Source organism: Peribacillus sp. P4_D6 (assembly GCF_056401795.1).
Genome location: NZ_JBFUIQ010000100.1, coordinates 1 through 14310, shown reverse-complemented (window position 1 = coordinate 14310; position 14310 = coordinate 1). Strand labels below are relative to the sequence as shown.

General features: G+C 35.3%; 17 protein-coding genes. 7 read left to right on the top strand and 10 right to left on the bottom strand.

Annotated features, from left to right (window positions below):
* Positions 1-903 precede the first annotated feature (903 nt).
* Positions 904-1500 (bottom strand): hypothetical protein, encoded by a 597-nt coding sequence (locus tag AC1DVB_RS20825; protein WP_052137250.1) that lies wholly within the window; start codon positions 1498-1500, stop codon positions 904-906.
* 296 nt (positions 1501-1796) lie between these two features.
* Between AC1DVB_RS20825 and AC1DVB_RS20820 the strand changes: the two genes are divergently transcribed.
* The 4 genes from AC1DVB_RS20820 (at position 1797) to AC1DVB_RS20805 (ending at position 6578) form a co-directional block, all read left to right on the top strand.
* Positions 1797-2270, top strand: a complete 474-nt coding sequence (locus tag AC1DVB_RS20820) for an NUDIX hydrolase (protein WP_057277580.1) — start codon at positions 1797-1799, stop codon at positions 2268-2270.
* Positions 2270-3358 (top strand): glycosyltransferase, encoded by a 1089-nt coding sequence (locus tag AC1DVB_RS20815; protein ID WP_235568288.1) that lies wholly within the window; start codon positions 2270-2272, stop codon positions 3356-3358. Before AC1DVB_RS20820 ends, AC1DVB_RS20815 begins: the two co-directional genes overlap by 1 nt.
* 640 nt (positions 3359-3998) lie before the next feature.
* The gene (locus AC1DVB_RS20810) at positions 3999-4787 is read left to right on the top strand and encodes a HipA family kinase (protein WP_057277578.1); all 789 of its coding nucleotides are present in this window, start codon (positions 3999-4001) and stop codon (positions 4785-4787) included.
* Positions 4788-5924: 1137 nt separating this feature from the next.
* Positions 5925-6578 carry a 2OG-Fe(II) oxygenase gene (locus AC1DVB_RS20805; protein WP_230136190.1) on the top strand — a complete coding sequence of 218 codons (654 nt, stop codon included), beginning with the start codon at positions 5925-5927 and terminating at the stop codon, positions 6576-6578.
* Between the two features lie 232 nt (positions 6579-6810).
* Here the strand turns inward: AC1DVB_RS20805 and AC1DVB_RS20800 are convergent, their stop codons facing one another.
* Entirely contained in the window at positions 6811-7590 is a 780-nt protein-coding gene (locus tag AC1DVB_RS20800) for a hypothetical protein (protein WP_057277575.1), read from the bottom strand.
* A gap of 197 nt (positions 7591-7787) precedes the next feature.
* Here AC1DVB_RS20800 and AC1DVB_RS20795 point away from each other — a divergent pair, with 197 nt between their 5' ends.
* Positions 7788-7922, top strand: coding sequence for a hypothetical protein (locus AC1DVB_RS20795; protein ID WP_268750825.1), 135 nt, complete (start codon positions 7788-7790; stop codon positions 7920-7922).
* Between the two features lie 175 nt (positions 7923-8097).
* On the opposite strand, the gene AC1DVB_RS20790 is transcribed toward AC1DVB_RS20795, so the two are convergent.
* From AC1DVB_RS20790 to AC1DVB_RS20775, 4 genes are all read right to left on the bottom strand, one after another.
* Positions 8098-8523: a VOC family protein gene (locus AC1DVB_RS20790; RefSeq protein WP_454861297.1), complete on the bottom strand. Its 426-nt coding sequence runs from the start codon at positions 8521-8523 to the stop codon at positions 8098-8100.
* Positions 8524-8908: 385 nt separating this feature from the next.
* Complete coding sequence (locus tag AC1DVB_RS20785) at positions 8909-9337, bottom strand: DoxX family protein (RefSeq protein ID WP_057277572.1); 429 nt, start codon at positions 9335-9337, stop codon at positions 8909-8911.
* A gap of 72 nt (positions 9338-9409) precedes the next feature.
* On the bottom strand, positions 9410-10261 hold the full coding sequence (locus tag AC1DVB_RS20780) for a M56 family metallopeptidase (protein ID WP_239861336.1): 852 nt from the start codon (positions 10259-10261) through the stop codon (positions 9410-9412).
* Complete coding sequence (locus AC1DVB_RS20775) at positions 10261-10677, bottom strand: BlaI/MecI/CopY family transcriptional regulator (RefSeq protein WP_239861338.1); 417 nt, start codon at positions 10675-10677, stop codon at positions 10261-10263. Before AC1DVB_RS20775 ends, AC1DVB_RS20780 begins: the two co-directional genes overlap by 1 nt.
* A gap of 433 nt (positions 10678-11110) precedes the next feature.
* Between AC1DVB_RS20775 and AC1DVB_RS20770 the strand changes: the two genes are divergently transcribed.
* Positions 11111-11329, top strand: coding sequence for a DUF4180 domain-containing protein (locus AC1DVB_RS20770; RefSeq protein WP_372464796.1), 219 nt, complete (start codon positions 11111-11113; stop codon positions 11327-11329).
* Positions 11330-11539: 210 nt separating this feature from the next.
* On the opposite strand, the gene AC1DVB_RS20765 is transcribed toward AC1DVB_RS20770, so the two are convergent.
* The 3 genes from AC1DVB_RS20765 to AC1DVB_RS20755 all read right to left on the bottom strand — a co-directional run bounded on the left by AC1DVB_RS20765 (position 11540) and on the right by AC1DVB_RS20755 (position 13258).
* Positions 11540-12193: a Rossmann-fold NAD(P)-binding domain-containing protein gene (locus AC1DVB_RS20765; RefSeq protein ID WP_477590742.1), complete on the bottom strand. Its 654-nt coding sequence runs from the start codon at positions 12191-12193 to the stop codon at positions 11540-11542.
* A gap of 123 nt (positions 12194-12316) precedes the next feature.
* Positions 12317-12886, bottom strand: coding sequence for a histidine phosphatase family protein (locus tag AC1DVB_RS20760; RefSeq protein WP_477590747.1), 570 nt, complete (start codon positions 12884-12886; stop codon positions 12317-12319).
* Between the two features lie 27 nt (positions 12887-12913).
* The gene (locus AC1DVB_RS20755; protein ID WP_477590740.1) at positions 12914-13258 is read right to left on the bottom strand and encodes an avidin-fold protein; all 345 of its coding nucleotides are present in this window, start codon (positions 13256-13258) and stop codon (positions 12914-12916) included.
* Between the two features lie 242 nt (positions 13259-13500).
* Between AC1DVB_RS20755 and AC1DVB_RS20750 the strand changes: the two genes are divergently transcribed.
* A complete protein-coding gene (locus tag AC1DVB_RS20750; protein ID WP_034306915.1) occupies positions 13501-14022 on the top strand; it encodes a DUF2179 domain-containing protein in 522 nt (173 codons plus the stop codon).
* 43 nt (positions 14023-14065) lie between these two features.
* On the opposite strand, the gene AC1DVB_RS20745 is transcribed toward AC1DVB_RS20750, so the two are convergent.
* Positions 14066-14308 (bottom strand): HNH endonuclease family protein, encoded by a 243-nt coding sequence (locus AC1DVB_RS20745; RefSeq protein WP_477590737.1) that lies wholly within the window; start codon positions 14306-14308, stop codon positions 14066-14068.
* Between the last annotated feature and the right edge of the window lie 2 nt (positions 14309-14310).

Genomic DNA, 14310 nt, shown 5'->3' with positions numbered 1-14310 from the left:
GTTGTCTTCCTTGTGATTATCTGTTTGATCATTTTTACCCATTAGGTTCCCACCCTTTTCACTATTTATTGGTTATGGAGGCACATTTGTATTACATATTGTGTAGTTGGAAAAATCGTCTTCCCAATTGAAATTACTTTCACCTTTTTATGTTTCAAATAACTTTTGTTGCAGAATCAGTATATGGACAATCGGAGATAGGCTATTTCACTATTTCTTAGTATTGTCGACATGATTGTGTTGCCGTTGCCGATCATAATGATAGCAATGTACTTGTAATTTATTGTGTCGGGACAACAACTGATCCATCGTAATCATTCCGGTCTATACTTCAAGAGTAATGGAAGCCCAAAAAATGGTACAGTTTAAGCAGTCTTAATCTAAATGTTTGGTATCAAATTTAGGGATGTTTGAAAATGATTCACCTCATTTTAGTTTAGGAAACCATACATGTGGTTTCCGATTTTCTTATTTGCATAGACAGATCTTTCATAGATAAATAACCATCACTTTCTTTCTATAGTTATTCAACACGCCTTTGAATGACTGAGCGTTTGTCATGTGTAGACGTTAAACTTATACCATCATCCAAAAAAAAATAAAAAAACCACTTTAATAAGGAAAAATCGTTATCTGGTTGTAAAAATGGTTTTACGAATATTGTAATTTGTCCTAATAAATGCCGAACGTGCACTTTTAGGAACGGGAGAAATAATGCATTTCCGCCCATATTGCGAATTTTAGAGTCTGGAGAATTCCAAACTAAAAAGTCGAACTCCTTTATGTTAAGGGTTCGACTTTCCTCTTTTAAGTTTCCCTGCTTGTACGACATAATTGGATTTGTAGGAAATCATCATAGATTTTTTGCGATATTGGCCCACTTAACATTTCGCATATTCTCATTTATATCGCATTGAAGTCGATATTTTTTTGCCATTCTTCATACGATTCAGGATCGATTTTCTTTGCTTGTTTCAGGAAAGTATCCAATAACCCCAATTTCTTTAAATCACGAAACATCTTTGGATTATATGGATCATTCATTGTGAGGCCATCTGAATGATCGATTGCTTTCAGCACATTTCCCTTTGTTACAACAAAATGTCCGATTGAGGTCTTGATTCTAATAAATCCAACTCTCTTCAGTTCCTTTCGAATCATTATGATTTGTTCTGTAATCGATTCGGGAATATCTTGCTTCCCTTTCAAAAAATCTTTTAGATTAGGACCTTTTAAATATTCCATAATTACATAGTTTGGTCCGACTTCATATAACCTCGGAACAATATGAGTATCCTTAGCTGCTTCAAGTGCTTTCCCCTCTTTAGTTGCTGCATTTGGATTGACATAGATTTTTACGCAAATATCTTCATCAAGCTGAAAAACTGCACCTTGACTTCCTGCCCCAATTAGTTTTAATGTGGTTGGATTATGAATAAGAAGTTCCTTTTTACCGTTCTTTTCAATTCTTTCAACCCTAATTAATTTAAAATCATTCATCTGATCTAACACCTCTTTGCTGCTTATTAATAACCATAATATCTATACTATGAAATCATCGAATAGTTGCTTTAGGATAATAACACTTTTTCATAAAATTAAGTCATACCTTCTTTTATTGAGTTCTTAAGGAAAGCCTTTCCTAGCATTTCTTCAGATTCTTATGCTCATACACATACAAATAAGAACTTTACAAAAAACAAACAAATATATGTACTTGTCCGTTTCAAATCTTTTCCATTTTGCATTTACTATAAAAGTGGATTAACCAGAAAATATCAGAAAGGGGACTTGAGATGGGATACATTGAAGATTTACGTGCTCTTGTTGGAACTAGAGCTTTGATACTTACTGGGGTCACCGTTTTGGTTATCGATCAGAACAGCCGTTTTCTAATGGTACAATCCGAAAAAATGTGGAAATTGCCGGGCGGCTTCATCGAATTAGGAGAATCTGCGGAAGAGGCATGCAGACGTGAAATTTTGGAGGAAACAGGAATTAACATCGGAAACCTTCAATTAATTGGCGTTTTTTCAGGGAAGGACTATTTTACGAAGCTGCCTAATGGTGATCAATACTTTTCAGTCAACATTGCTTACGTTACCGAAGAAATACTCAGCGGAGATTTAAAACCTGATGATATAGAAATACAAAAAGTACAATTTTTTAAATGGTCCGCTTTTCCGAATGATCTTTCTGAACGAGATCGCCAAATATTTCAAAGTTTTATCGAAAATTTGATTTTAGATAGAAGAAAGGGATTGAAATAGTGAAGACAATCGCTTTTTACATTAGAGAACCTATAAAAATCAATCAAGGATTTATGTACAATCAGATCATTATGCTGGATCAATATCGCCCTATTGTTATAGGCCCATACCCAAATTGCGACAATGTTCAATATCAGTTTGAACACTATTATAATTTGAACGAAATTCAAGACCTTGGAGCCTTCTTTAAGGAGCAAAATGTCGTAGCGATTCACGCTCATCAGGGGAAACATTCCATCGATATATTACCAGCAGCTATAGAGTATGATATACCTTTGGTTGTACATTTTCGAGGACGTGATTCTTCCACTCAAACATTTAAGAGATTTCGCAAAAATGTCCTCCGATATCAAAATTTAGTAAAACATGGAGCTGCTTGTTTTTCAGTCTGCCATTTTCTTGCAGATGAATTAATAAAATTAGGATTTAAAGAAGATAAAATACATGTACTATATGGGGGGCTGGATTTAGATTTATACCCATTTGTCCAACGTTCCCTACCTAATGAAGGAGAAATCCGAATCTTGTCCGTAGCCAGACTTGTCGAGAAAAAGGGATTCCTTACACTTTTGAAGGCTTTTCAACGGATTCATCAGGAATACCCAAGAACGACACTGCACATCATTGGGACAGGTAAAGATGAAGAGAAGTTAAGAATTTTCATTGATGAAAATCAATTAAACGAGCGCGTTTTTCTTAGAGGACCAATGGATTCAAACCAAATTTCTAACGAATTAAGAGATTCCCACCTCTTTTGCCTTGCCAGTGAAACAGGCGAAGATGGTGATGTAGAAGGGATTCCAAATGCACTAAAAGAAGCTATGGCAAGTGGTTTACCAGTCATCTCCACCTTTCACGGTGGGATTCCGGAATTGATTGAGCATAAAAAAACAGGTTACCTTGTTCCTGAGAAAGATGATTTAAAATTGGCTCAAGGTCTAAAATATTTCCTGAGTCATCCAAGAGTATGGAAGAGATATACCAGAAGTGCAAGACAGGTAATTGATGAAAATTTCGATTTGAATAAACAAATCATCGAACAACAAAGGCTATACAGCTTAATAGAAAAAAACAACGAAATTAATTAACCATGAGTCAGTCCAAAATAACCTGTTGAGCTCGTAAAATCATTAATTTGTGGAAAGGTACATGTCATGCTTTTTAGCGATGGTAAAAAGTTTGTAATTAAATGAATGGCACTGAAAATAAAAGAACCAATAATAGTAGTAATTGAGTATGTGTGCAATAAATTAGCAATGTTCCTTCCTTTTGTCCCCGTCGGACTAATTTATACCCATGTCGAAATCATAAAAATACTCCCAAATTACATTCCAAAAATACAAATTTAGTTCAGATCCACTATTCGTGTTTATTTATCGAGAATAGTATTTTACTAGAACTTAGTGAAGGCGCCAATTTTGTCCATATGATTGATCCCAGAATTCGGGTGATATCGTAGCATGCAAAAATGAGTTCTCAGGTACTGTATCAGTTACCAAGAAACTTATCCATTTGCCGTCTCTATGCTAAATGATGGGTTTTAACATCATTTGTATTCCTTCCCAAAGGAAAAAAGTGAAGTGCTGTACAAATTTCTTTTAAGAAAAGTCATTTACCGAAACTTATAATGAATTTCATCAATCAATACAGAAGCAATAATGTTAATGAAAAAGATAAGGTGAAAATGAAAAAGAGCTAGACAAATATTTTTAAAGGAGACAAAGTGATATGACAAAATATCCAGTTAAATATGTACAAACATTAAGGGGCGGAACCGCACATGTCATTCTTTTCAGCGATGGTAAAGAATATGTCGTGAAGTGGTTCGATACTAAGAAAGACAGAGAAAAGGAAGTGGTCAATGAATACCTGATCGGAAAGTTGGCAGAGCTCCTTTCACTTCCCGTTATCCCATTTGATCTTGTATATATACCGGAAGATTTCATCAAGAAGACGCCTGAATTACAATCCACTCAACACAACTATAGTTCTGGATACCAATATGGCTGTGTATTTATTAGAAACAGTACCGTTTTCGAGAATGTTAGAGAAAATCCTCCCACAAAGACGGATGTTAAAAACCGGGATATGCTTGCCGGTATAACGGTATTCGACCAATGGGTGAATAACTCTGATCGAGGTACGATGAATGTCATTTTGGAAAATCTCAGCGATGGCGGATATTATGTCCATATGATTGATCATGGCAGAGTTTTTCCAGGACGCTACCAATGGTCTGCTCAAACATTAAGTGAAACACCAGTATATAACTACCATTGGCCTTTTTATAAGTGGGCCTTCTCTCTTCTCGATGATCACAAAGAGCTTACATCGTTTATAGAAAAAATTGTGAAATTGCCGAACAAATCGATCTATCAAGTAATCGAATCCCTCCCTAAAGAGTGGAATGTGAAAACGAAGGATAGAGATGCTCTCTACAAGTTTCTTTTAGAACAGAAAAATAAATTGCCTGAAATCGTTGAACGTATCATCCAGCATCATAGCAATCCCAAATAACGCTGGTTATTTCCATAGAAAAAAGTAACTCTTATTTGCTTTAAAGGAGTTACTTTTTTTATTTATAAATTTTTCCATTCTATATAGGATTCGGGAGCCATTTCTCTTAACTCTTCCAAGAACATTGGTAATAGACCTAACTTTTTTAGGCCTTTGAATATCAACTCTGGTTTGTTTCGAATCCGTGTAAAGAAGCTTTAATGATCTATTACTTTTAACTCTTCTTCCTTAGTTACAATAATGTGGCGCAAATCGGCATCCAATCTGGTAAACTTTAATCGCTTCATTTCTTCTAAAACAAAAAGAATTTGCCTAATCAATTTTCCGGTAGGATCCCCCCAGATTCTAAATATTGAAATAAAGTTGGCCCTTCAAGATATTCCATAATAATATAGTTATGCCCCACCTCATAAAGCCGTGGAATAGTGGGAGACTCCTGTGCAATTTTTAATACATTTCCCTCTTTAGCCGCAAATTCTGGTTTTGCACAAATTTTCACACATTTATCTGAAGAAATTTTAAAAACGGCCCCTTGCGCCCCTTTCCGATAAGTGGAAACGACGTCGGATTTTTTATCACATCCACTTTTTTAATTCCTTCAGTAACACAGATAGATTTAAAGTCCTCCACTTTCAATCACTCCTTATCATTCACTATCGTACTATTACTTTTTATCCTTTGTCTCTTTTTCTCTAAGATTCTTGGTTTGAATCCTCCGTCCCCTTTTCATTGTGCACATTCTGAAAGAAAACGGCTTTGATAGGGTTAAGAGAATAGCTTAAATAAACCCTTCTATAATAAAAGAGGAATGATATACCTTTCACAAAAGTGAACAAGCAAGCATCATTTTTACTCTTATTTGAACAGAAGGAAAAATTCACGTAAGGATTTTAGTGAAAATACACACATGAAAATCTATGCAAAGAGACTTGTTCATATTGTGAGCTTCTATATTTTATGTAAAAGATTAAAGTTTGCTATAGTCAAGCGCCAGTTCATCCAGTAATTTTTACTTGTCGACGGAAATAAGTAACAGATACATAACAATGTTCATGGTATAATTAACATAGGAAAACGCTTACAGAATAATCCAAACTTTTTGTTCTGAAAATTCATTCTTTTGGGAGTCGATGAAAGTTGACAGTGGATAATAAAACAAGTAAAGAACAAACGATTTTTAATCATATTGGAAATAAAATCAAAACGGAAGACAGAGAAATAAATGTAGTTGCTAGATTAGAAGAACCTCTAATTGTAGTTTTAGAAAATGTTTTGAGTGACGAAGAATGTGACGGACTTATTGAAATGTCAAAAGACAAAATGAATCGTTCCAAAATTGGAGTTACGCACGAAGTAAATGAGATAAGAACAAGCAGCAGTATGTTTTTTCAAGAAAATGAATATGACATCCTTACCAAAATTGAAAAAAGGATATCAACAATCATGAATATACCCGCTGAACATGGAGAGGGTATTCAAATTCTTAAATACACTCCTGGACAAGAGTATAAAGCTCATTTTGATTTTTTTACATCTTCAAGTATTGCCGCAAAAAATAATAGAATTAGCACAATCATCTTGTACTTAAATGATGTGGAACATGGAGGGGAAACTTTTTTTCCTAAATTGAATTTTTCAGTATCCCCGCGAAAGGGAATGGCTGTGTATTTCGAATATTTTTACAACGATAAAAACCTAAACGAACTAACTTTACACGGTGGGGCGCCCGTTATCACGGGGGAAAAATGGGTTGCAACACAATGGATGAGGAGACAGAGTAGCCGCTCATGATGTGTAAACGATAGACTTTAAAAGCCTCAAATTTAGGTGCCTAATGAACAAAGGCACCTATTCGTTCATTTAAAAATCCCCTATTTAAAATCGCCAAACAAAAAATAATGATCAATAGTCTAAATTGAAACTGTTTCGTCCCATCAAACTATTTCCGACGTTTCAAATTACGCTTTTACCCTAGGTTTTTCTTTAGGTTTGATGTAAAAATACCTTTGCATGCATTCACTATTCATTTACCTTTGTTGCTCTTTCTAAAATTATCGTAATCAGTCTTAATGTAATGAAATACCTTCGCGTTGCCATTATGGTCTGGATGAGTTATTTTTAGTAACCCTTTATATTCTGCCAATACTTCTTTATCGCTCGCCATTTTAGAAAGCCCTAATTTTTCACTATAATCATTGGATTGAATAGTGGAGTCCATCATGTAATTGTTTCTGATTTTTTCTTTTAATATTATCAATTCATTACGTAATTCAATATTTTCTTTTAATAAATCCTTTGATTCATTTTGTAATTCACTTTTCTCATTCTTTAGAATGGCAACTTCCTTTTTAAACATATCCCTTTGCTGAATCAATATTCTTTTTGCTGTCTCATGAAGCTCTTCGATACCTTCTATATGCTTTTCTTGAGCTTGTATTTTTAATTTTAATCGGTGTATGATTTCGTCCTTATTTTGATTTATACTATCATTTATAGCCAGCTTTGAAGCTGTGTCATCACTTATGTATCCGGTGTTCCTCTTTCCGTTCCCGGCGTATTTAATCTTACCTTCGCCAAGCCAKCGCCTGACAGTCTGTACACTATTACTTTCTGTTACTCCTGCATCTTTTAACATTTCAAATGCTTGATCTGTGTCATCCATTATGTATCCGGTTTTCCTATTCCCGATGCCTCCCTCATATTTAATCTTACCTTCACGAAGCCAGCGTCTAACAGTTTGTATACTACTGCTTTCTGATACTCCTGCATCCTTTAGCAGGTCGAAAGCTTGATCTGTGTTCACATTGTTTCCCCTTTCCCCTTATTACGCAATGAATTGTTACTTCGAATGATATGATAGTACCTTATTAAAAGGAAAAATTTTTACAAAGAAGGAGCCTAATTTGTATGTCAATGTTTTAAATAATAGCATAGGCATATTCTAAACAAAGAACAAATAGATGAAGAATATATGACGAATATCACAGGGAGATAACGATAATGTATCAGAGTAAAATTGTGGAACCAGAAAACTACGTATTCATGATCATTGGTGGAGTTACGAGCTATATATATACATTCAGATTGAATCTAGAATCCAGTGACAGTGAGAATGGACGCCTACTTAATCTATAAACGTGATGTTATCTTATATGCTTCCGTGGGGGATCTTTTGATGCCCTATGAAAAGAGATAAGAGTCATACTTAAAAATCCCGGTCTCTCAGTAATATTAATGAGAAATCGGGATTTATTTATTCACACATTACAGCTGCAACTATTCACCAAAACAGCTGTTATTATTTAACAAATTATTTTTCACCCTCTGTATAAATTTGAAAGGTTACACCGAATTTGTCTGTTACAATCCCATAAGCAGGGCTGAAAAAAGCTTCCTGCAGAGGCATTTTCACTTCTCCACCTTGCGACAAAGTTTCAAAGATTCGTTTTGATTTTTCAATTTCGTTAATTGAAATGCAGATCGTGACTTGATCACCAGATTGACTGGTTTGACCTGGAAACGTATCCGAAAACATGAAGTCCGTTTCCCCAACCTTTAACATTGCGTGTGCCACAAGATCCTTTGCTTCTTCTGGCAGAGGAATTTCAGGATTTTCTGGCATTTCTCCAAAAGTTTGATTAAAGAGGACTTTTGCATCCAATGCTTTTTCGTAAAATTGAATCGCTTCCTTCGCATTTCCGTTCATCATTAAATATGGAGATAATCGCATGGTCATAATTAGATGACTCCTTTTGTTTTGATTTTTTTACTAAGCTTGGTAATTTCCAAGCTTGCTTTTGAACTGTCAATGGCAATAATCACTATACCATTATTACCCATGATTGAATTTTATAACACAGAACACGCGTTCGTCAATGGGAATTTACAGAAAACTATCAAATTTTCTAAATGTTGAATTGAAAATTCCAAGGTTATTGATGTATAGACAAAGTATGTCACGTTATGGCAGTTATGGAAAACTTCTTTTATTCGCGGTTTTTCAAATCATGAAGCATTTCAAATAAGAATAGGTGAAATGAAAAAGGCATGACCCTAGTAGATTACCGGTATCATGCCTCAAGAAAAAAGTGTTGGAATTTTTGTAATGTCGCTTAATCTTATTAACTTGCTATCCTTTCTGAATCCTGTGTTTTTTTTAGTTTTGGTAACTTAGAGTCTATAGATAGGAAGCGGCTTCCATTCAATACTAGGTGAAGGGCAATAATCATAAGAACGAGATCCAGTTCATACCCTGAGCCTTCCCCATTCCCCATAAAACCTGCTGGGAATTTCACATAAACAATTGCACCAGCCATGATGAATACAAGGAGGGCAGAAATTATTCTTGTTCCAAGACCTATTATTAAAGCAATTCCTCCAACCAATTCAATCATACCGACTACATAGGCCATGAATCCCGGAATGCCTATACTTTGAAACCACCCTGAAGTGTTTTCCAATCCACCTTTGAATTTTGACAAACCATGCAAGAAAAATGAAATTCCCAACATAACCCTTAATAAAAAGGTACCGATTTCTTGTTTATTCATGACACATCTCCTTTTTTATATTTAACACTACAAAGTGTAGTGTAAAGTGGTAAAAAAATCAAGTGAAAGTCATCAGACAATCACTATAGTCATTCCTATAAGGATAACCAAAACATAAATGGAAACAAAAATCGTGGTAGTTTCAGCTCTTAAAGGAATTGTTTTATGGGGATCAATTAATTGCTGAAGTCTATAGTTAACTGATTCATTCGAGAAATGAACAAGGATAGGAAAGGATTTATCAGTGCACCCATGTTTAATTAACTTCAATAAAGCGGCACTTATTCCTAATTCAGTCCCCATTTTATGAATCGCATTTTCGTCGGCTGATAATTCACTTATTATTTTGTAATTTTCATGACACCATTTTGTCAATGGGACAAACCATAACGCATTTGAAATCAACTGTAAAATAAAGATGACCAGTGGATCATATTTCTTTTGGTGAAAGGCCTCATGCTCCACTACCGCTTCTAGTTCATCAAAGTCCAGTAATCGAATTAAACCAGTACTGAACACAATGAAAGGCCGCCTGAAACCAATCGTAAACGCAAGAGGCTGTTCAGCGTTCACAACTAAGATATCATTGTTGACCCGATTGAATGTTTCATTTACATTCCTTGTCATATCAACTTTTTTTGAAAGAAAAAGCTTTTGTTTAAACCTTCTGGATAAGAAATATTGCTCTGCAATTTTGAATAAGGTGCTCAATATACTATAGGATATTATTATACTGAGCAGTGTGACGACCACAAAGTAGTATACTGAATCTTCCTTGAATAAACTAAAACAAAATTTAAAGAAATTAGCTTTAATATTCACGCCAAAAAAGATGTGTACTAAAAAAGCTCCCATTTGGCACCATACCACACAGGCAATTAAAAGACTCAGGCTTATCACAAAATAAGACTTTCTCTTCCACATTATAATTTATCCTTTTTTAACGATTGAATTTTTTGTTCCAATATTTCAATTAAACCTTGGTCAGCGTCTTTCATGGCATCCAGCATATGGCTTATGACCGCTCCACCAAATTCATCCAGCAAGTTCTCAGTCAGTTTCTTTGACTGCTCTTCAAAAAACTCCTCTTTGGACTGCACCGGGCGAAATAATGAAAGCCTTCCTTCAGACCTCTTTTCAAGAATGCCTTTTTCGACTAAACGATTCATGACGGTCATTACTGTGTTGAAATTGATAGGTTTGTCAAGTTCCAATGATTGTTGAACCGCTTTAATGCTTTGTTCATCTTTATCCCATAAATATTCCATGATATTTGCTTCCAATGGACCAAAGAAACGATTCAGTCCAACTTCATCATATTTAAAATTTTTAATATTCATCCTTTTCCACCTCCCACTACAAATTGTAGTGGAAATCACTGTTACAATCAAGTTTCATCCGGAAGATTTGAACGTTGATTTTCACTCCGGGTACTTGCTTTCACCTCAGGAGTCTCCTACCTTCCGTTCCAATCAACTGAAACGTTTATAAATAAAAAAATGTAGGTAAACTGGCTTTTCTTCGAGTTTGACTACAGTCTAAAACGAGCCTTTTACAGGCAAGTTTTTATAATTAATAGTAATCCTTTGTCCTCCATTTCCTCAAATTTATAAATGCTTTATAAAAAAGGAAGTCAATTTTATCTAGGGCTTCATTATTTAGATAACCAGCTGAAAGGAACACAAAGTGCATTGGATATTATTATGACGATTAGCAGCAAAACCGGTAGCAGTCGAATAGCACTAAACAAGAAGCAATTAAAGAAGATTTTTTATAGCTAAGTACAAAACTTGCAGGAGGATCCTTCGAAAATTTGCCAACTTCCATATTGAATTTGCAATCATAGGGGATTTTTCATCTTATACCAATAAGCCACTGAAAGATTTCATTTATGAGTGTAATAAAGGGAACAATGTTTTTTTGTTCCATCAGAACAAGAAGCGATCGATAACTTGTCTAAAGCACTGTAAACATTACCAGAAAAATTTCTAAAAAAGACCTGGATCTTTATACTCGGTTTTCTTATTGAGCTAACTCAGCTATAGAAACAACTAAAAACCTTTTGGCATTGCTTATTACCAAGACCTTCTGGTTCTCCACCTTTATTACACAGGAATTTAAAAACGAGCCTATTGGAGCTCGTTTTCAGTATATCGTCGGCATGGTCTTCCAAAAACCTTCATTTTTACAGGAAACTTGTATCTATTTTTTTACTATTTTATCCGGATGATCACTATTAATCGTAACTCTTTGTGCAAGTTCCTCTATTTCAGCAGAATCATAAAAATGATATCCTTTTGCCGTCGTTTGGGCCGCAACGTACATTGCAGCAGCTACTTTGTTTGCTTCTATTGCACGATATGGACGTAAAGGGCCTACAAAGACAAACTTTGCAAAACTACTTAGCAGCCCAGAAATCTTTTCACCTGCCCTGAATTCCTTTCGTTCTCCAAGAAGTAAGGAAGGACGGAAAATATGTACGGTATTCAATGCCAGATGTTGTAGTGTACCTTCCACATCACCTTTAACACGGCTGTAGAAGAACTTTGATTTGGAATTGGCACCCATGGCCGTAATGACGAGTATTTTTTCAACATTGGATGTCTTTGCCAATCTAGCTGCTTCAATTACATAGTCATAATCCACTTTACGAAATGCTTCCTTCGATTTAGCCTTTTTAATAGTTGTACCCAAACAAATGAACACATCAGTAACTTTGAAAAAATCGGCATACTGGGATAAATTATCGAAATTCACAACATGTTCTATGCATATGGGATCGGCGAGTTTCAGTGCCCTTCTTGTCAGCAAATGGATTTCACTATAGATTTTGCTTTTGCCTAGCTCTTTTACCAACTAGGTGCCTACCATCCCTGTAGCGCCTAAAATCAATGCCTTCTTATTAGTCATGATTTCCTTCTTTCTATAATTAGCTTTTCAATCAACCATTTCCTTTTTAACTAACCTAGCTTAATAGGACTAAGATAAATGATTCACTTGATTGAAATCATCAATTATCCAAGAATCAACTTCAAATCTAATCGTACTCAAACATGCATTGAACAAGCGCATTTCGTTGGATACGATTGACTCATTTGACATCAAGCGTAAAATAAAATGAATGACAGCTCCATGTGCAACAAGTATAACTTTCTTCTCAGGATACTCCTTCTGAATTTCCTGGAGTCCATTCATCAGCCTGTTTCGTAGAGATTCCTGATTTTCCTGACCAGGATAATCTTTATCCCTGACTGCAGACTTCCTTTCCGCTGCAGTCATTCCTTCAGCTTCGCCAAAATTCTTTTCAATGAATTCCATTTTTTCAATAACCGGTACTTCAATATAGTGCGAAATGATATCCGCCGTCTCCCTTGCCCTCTTCAGGGGGCTTGTAATAATTACATTCCAATCATCTTTTGACAAAAATTCACCACATTGCCGTGCCTGTATATTTCCAAGTTCATTTAAAGGAATATCAGTCTGCCCTTGCAGCTTTCCTAGTGCATTCCAATCTGTTTGACCATGCCGCACTAAACAAATAGTAGTAATTGTCCTCAAACCCCTCTAAGTAGATTGTTATTTTCTCACTTCTTCAATGATGGAATGTCCTTCAGTCCGTTCGAGATCTGACCATTTCCACTTTTCATGCAAGCGCAACCTTCCATCAGGCAGCATTTCAGGGGTGGAAAGGCAGCTGCCTCCTCTAATTTCCCCTTTTTCATTGATATGATTATATCTGAATTCCAGAGTTCCATCCAGATTGACCAGCCCTATTAAAGTCCCTTTAACAATCTCTCCCCCCTGATAACTTGCTGAAAGAATTGAGCMGTCTTGTGAATAGTGGAAGGTAGTATTTCCTGACACTTCTCCATTTTCAGAATTGATTTTAGCTTTGAATATCCGACCATCATAATTAAACATCATCATTCCCCCATATGAATTAATAAGGATAATGATACCAAATTTATTAAAAAAAGAATATTGAAAAATCTTATGGGATTTTTAATTCTGTGTCCATGGAAATGACACAAAAAATACATAATATTCCCCATTGAATTTCCCTATTATGATGTGGTTATATTAGGGAAGATGTTACTTATGGAATGAACAATCCCTAATTTGAAACGTCTAATCAAACTGGAAGATTTTGGTGAGGTGCTCAAGTGAAAGAAATACTTCTGATTCTACTATTACAACTTATTTATGTTCCGATTTACACATTGCGAACCATTTTCTTAGTAAAAAATATTACCATACTCGCCTCGATACTGGGTATCGCAGAAATGTTAATATACGTTTTTGGATTATCCCTCGTATTTGGCGGTGACCAAAGCATACTCGCCATGGTTGTATATGCAGTCGGTTTTGGAATCGGAATAATTTTTGGTACGAAAATTGAGCAAAAACTTGCCATCGGTTTTATTAATGTAACCGTTAATACTCAAACCAAAAATGAACATTTGGTAGATACTTTGAGGAACAACGGATTTGGTGTAACTCTTTATACGGGCGAGGGCAGGGATAGCAACCGTTATCGTATGGAAATCTTGACCAAACGCAATCGGGAACAAGAATTGATAGCAACCGTTGAAAAGTTCGAACCTAAGGCTTTCATCATTTCATATGAACCACGTTATTTTAAAGGTGGATTTTTATTGGATCGGTTGAAAAATAAAGCAAGCTGAAAATGAAAAGCAAAAGCCCATCTTATTAAGATGGGCTTTTACTTTATTTCGTTTTTGATTTTCTTAATCTCACTGCCCTTGTTACCGGTTGTTTTTTAATCCACTTTAAATATTTTTTTAATGCTTCATCATCTTTTAACAAAAGCACGGTATTTAGTCGGATGGCCAGTTCTCGGTTTGAATACAGTGCGTGAATCTGTTTGTGGCAAGATTTACAGAGATAGGCTATTGGTAAATGGCTTCCGCCAAATTCTCTAGGTGTTAAATGATGGATGGTCAGTTCTATCT